3 protein-coding genes are annotated in these 3,935 nt (G+C 42.8%); all 3 read right to left on the minus strand.

The genetic code is table 11. The annotated features are described in order from the left end of the window. Positions 1 to 13 precede the first annotated feature (13 nt). Positions 14 to 883 (minus strand): hypothetical protein, encoded by an 870-nt coding sequence (locus tag B5F71_RS21120; protein ID WP_143269948.1) that lies wholly within the window; start codon positions 881 to 883, stop codon positions 14 to 16. Between the two features lie 1,177 nt (positions 884 to 2,060). Then, a complete protein-coding gene (locus B5F71_RS18935) occupies positions 2,061 to 2,654 on the minus strand; it encodes a YigZ family protein (RefSeq protein ID WP_087213434.1) in 594 nt (197 codons plus the stop codon). A gap of 21 nt (positions 2,655 to 2,675) precedes the next feature. After that, positions 2,676 to 3,605: an EamA family transporter gene (locus tag B5F71_RS18940; RefSeq protein WP_087213437.1), complete on the minus strand. Its 930-nt coding sequence runs from the start codon at positions 3,603 to 3,605 to the stop codon at positions 2,676 to 2,678. Between the last annotated feature and the right edge of the window lie 330 nt (positions 3,606 to 3,935).

A 3,935-nucleotide genomic window follows, 5' to 3' on the forward strand; every position in this document is an offset into this window, starting at 1 on the left:
ACATTTTCATTTTTCAGAACTCTGCCACCCATCTGTCGAGTGTCATTTCATCCGGAAGACCGTCTTGCAGAGTATCGCTCAGATGCTTCTTCAGGCGGAACTTTTTCTGGGATACAGAAGTCGTATTCACACCGAAGATCTCCGACATCTGTGCGTTGTTGAAACGTAGTTTTATCAGCATACAGAGGTGTAGCTCCTGCTTCGTAAGAGTTGGGCATACACCCTGAAGGCGGCTCACGAAATTGCTGTATGTACTTTCGCACATTTGTTCCAGAGTCTCCCATTCACCGGCCTCCAGAACACGGCATTTTTCTCTCAGTTCCTTCACCAGTCTGTCGTTGTCCACCACATAGTCGGCAAGCACACGTTCCCTCTGCTTCAGGTAGAGATTTTCTTCCGATAGGTTGCGGAACTTATCTGCCTCCCGTCTGGCCTTATCCAGTTTGGAAGAATAGTCGTTAATATGAAGTTGAAGAGAGTTTATCTTTTCAGACAGCCTGCTGTTCTCAACCTGAAGGCTGTCTATCTGTTCACGGTATTCATGCAGTTCTTCAAAGTTCATTTCCTGACCGGAGAGCTGTTCCTTCAGTTCCTCCATGTAGCGGTTGTTCTGCATGAGCCGTGTCTCGTATTCGTGCAGTTGAAGCATGTAGTCCTGTAGCTGTTCGGACTGTTTGCGGATAGTAATTTCCTTACGGACAAGACGTTTCTGATAGAGGTAAGCTACGACAGCTATAACCACAATAAGGCATATCGTGATGATAAACATCATACGCTGCGCATCTGCCTTCTCCAGCTTCAGACGCTGCTGTTCGGTAATGAGTTTCTGGTGGTCGTACTTCTCCTTGTAGGCAATGATTTCCTTGCCTTTGTCTAAGGACATGACAGAGTCTGTATAGAAAAGAAGTGAATCGCAAAACTCTTTCATGTATATATTAAATTCTGAATCACAAGATAACTGATACAACGTTTTATAGACAGAACGTTTTGTATATACGTTATCGGTTCTTAATGATTTTTTTAAATAATATAAAGCTGAATCTGCCTTAGACAGACATAAATATATTTGTCCTCGTAACAAATAGGTTTGAGAAGAAGGTTGTAATGTTTGTACTACCTCAAGAGATTCATAAAATCTTTTTTGAGCAATATAAACCAAAGCCAATTCTTGCTGTACAACAGCATAAAAATCATTATTCTTTAATTCTAAAGCCAGCTCTGCACTTTGTTCATATACCTGTTCAGCTTTATCCAAATTATTCAATAAGCAATAACATCTTGCTAAATATTGTAAAGAAACCATCTGATAGCGCAAATTCGAATCTTTAACAGAATAATTATATGCACTTTGACAAGCTTCAAACGCATACTCGATAAGATTACGATATAAATATATTCTTCCTAATCCTGACATAATCAGATAGCCCAATTTATAATCATTGGTCTTCTCCATTTCAGTCTTGGCCTCTAAATAAAATCTGATAGACTCTTCAATATTACCAAGATTATAATTCAAGCCTCCCATATATAAAGCCGACATCGCCTTCCTGCGGGCATTGTTTGTTGGCTTGTAATAATCGTATGCTATCCTCACAAGGGAATCAGAAGATATTTTCATTACCATTTTATATTTTGCTTGCGTCATCAGCAGACACCACAGCGCATGGTTCTCCTTATCAGTTTGTGACGAAGGAATCTCCATACTTTCCAATAGATGCAATGCACTGTCCGGATGGTCGAACATTACCTTTTCCGCTTGTTCAAGTTCCGGCATCAGTTTGTTTGTTGTTTTATTTCCGTTGCATCCTGAAATTATCAAAATAGAATATAATATTATAATTGCGTATATTATTTGTCTCATATAATCATTATTTTCGATGCAAAAGTATAAAAATATTGCTTTCAGCTATGTTCCTAAGGTTATTTATCGAGTGTTTTCCCGCCTTTGATAAGCAACCGTCCCCGTTTGCCTGTGCGAACGCCGTCGTACGAATACCACAAGGCGGCATCATTACATTCCCGGAAACAATTCGCAAATAAACCTGAGCAAAATTTAAACCTTACACAAAGCGCAACGTTTCCACCTTTTCCAACCGCGCACGCAAACGCGGCATTTCCGACTTACGGATGCGCAGACGCATGAAACAATCCATATCATAGGATTGGCTCACAATCTCAGGCAGATTTTCTTTCACAACCCGCATCACATCGTTCATAAAAGGATATTCAAAAGCGATGCCTACTTCTTCGTCAACCGTCTTTTCTACCACTTCGGCTTCCTCCAAAGCCAGTGAAGCAGCCGTACGGTATGCTACTATCAGCCCGCTTGTACCTAACTTGATACCCCCAAAATAGCGCACCACAATCACCAGCACATCGGTCAGCTCTTTCGAATTGATTTGCCCCAATATCGGTTTTCCGGCTGTACCCGAAGGCTCTCCGTTATCATTGGCACGGAAATTCTTCCGCTCCGCCCCTAACATGTAAGCATAACACACATGGCGGGCATCGTAATATTTCTTCTGGTAAATATCCAGCTGCTCTTTCACCGCTTCAAGGGTACGCACAGGAAGGGCAACGGCGATAAACTTGCTCCGCTTCTCCGTATAAACAGCTTCCGAAGGTCCGGTTATGGTTCTATAGGTATCGTCCACGTGTCCTCCTGCCTTTTTCGGTTAACGTTGCGGGAAATGATGATTACGGTGAATCATCCGTACCTGAAGCTGGCGAATCAACGACTTGCCCAGGATGATAAGTGTCACGGCTATCAGTATCAGCACAATTCCCAATATAATGCGGGGAGTAAGCCGTTCGCCGAACACCAACACCCCGCAACAGATAGCGGTCAGCGGTTCTAATGCACCTAATATGGCGGCTGGAGTCGAACCGATATAATGAATGGACTTTGTCATTGCCACCAATGAAATAACGGTCGGGAACAAGGCAAGGCATACCGGATTTATCCATAATACCGGCTGACTGACTACATCCAGTTGGGTGCAGAATTTCAAGCGTATCACATAGACGCTCAAGCCAAACAACAAGACATAGAATGTCAGCTTGGCGATAGGCATATCCTTCAAGACCGAGCGGTTTACACCTATTATATACAGAGCATACGTGAGCGAGGATATAAAGACCAACGTCACGCCCGTCAGGCTTAAAGTCTGCCCGCCTTCGCCTTGATAAAGCAACGAGATGCCCGTAAACGCCAATGCGATAGAAATCATTGTTATCGGGGAAACTTTTTCTTTAAAGAATACCGCCATCAGAATGGCCACCAGCACCGGATAGACAAACAGGATGGTAGAGGCAATCCCCGCATCCATATAATTATAAGACAAGAACAAAGTAAGCGACGAGAAGGAAAAGAGCAGTCCCATGATTACCAACGGCAACACTTCGCACCGGCGCAATGCAAACGACTGCTTCTGCACCAACATCATCACGCCAAGCATGACCAGCCCAAAGGCATACCGGTAAAACAACACAGAATCCGCCCCCATGCCATCGGCATAAAGAGGCAAGGCGAACAAGGGATTCAACCCATAACTGGCAGCTGCTATAGCTCCATACGCAAACCCTTTGAATGTAACACGCTCCATAAATCCAATCCGTTTTTCAAAACCGGATGCAAAGATAGGAGTTTTTAAATGAAGAATGAAGAATGAAGAACAAAGAATTTTTGCGTTTTTACAATTCTTCATTTATGGGATAGGAGTTAGAGGGAGTTAGCCTTGCTTCTGAAACCGACATCAGAAACACAGATTTTCGCAGATTATTTTAATTTACTATTTTTCGATTTACGAAGTACGATTTAGAAACTGTTTTGAATTTATCGTGCGATGATTTGGGATGAGTTTTTGAGGCATTTCCGCTTGTGTGATGAGGAAGATAGCGGGCTATCTGACGAAGAACAGAAGCGGAAAGGACCA

It is taken from the genome of Bacteroides sp. An269, from assembly GCF_002159755.1.
GTDB lineage: Bacteria > Bacteroidota > Bacteroidia > Bacteroidales > Bacteroidaceae > Phocaeicola > Phocaeicola intestinalis.